The sequence below is a fragment of the Anoxybacillus sp. LAT27 genome (assembly GCF_022030075.1).
Taxonomy (GTDB): domain Bacteria; phylum Bacillota; class Bacilli; order Bacillales; family Anoxybacillaceae; genus Anoxybacillus; species Anoxybacillus kestanbolensis.
Genome location: NZ_JAIWYK010000337.1, coordinates 1 through 230, shown reverse-complemented (window position 1 = coordinate 230; position 230 = coordinate 1). Strand labels below are relative to the sequence as shown.

Below are 230 nucleotides of genomic sequence, written 5' to 3'. Positions count from 1 at the left end.
CGCCGGCCGGCAATCCGTCCTCAATCGGAGAAGCGTTGACTGCGACCGTTTCCCGCCGGCCGTCCAGCGTGTAGAGGGACAGCCCGCGTTCGCCCAGCAGCGCGGCCTGCTCGCGGCTGCGGGTAACCAACTCGACCGACTGGCCGTTCAGCAAAAAACGGGCCGCGTACAGCAGTCCCACGGAACCGCCGCCGATTACCACCGGGTGGAAAGTTATCGCTTCCGACTGC

Annotated in this window: 1 protein-coding gene; it reads right to left on the bottom strand. The window is 66.5% G+C overall.

Annotation, left to right across the window (positions count from 1 at the left end; translation table 11 throughout):
• The coding region (locus tag LD028_RS09695; RefSeq protein ID WP_483298300.1) for a ketopantoate reductase family protein at nt 1-202 on the bottom strand (202 nt) is incomplete at its 3' end.
• Between the last annotated feature and the right edge of the window lie 28 nt (nt 203-230).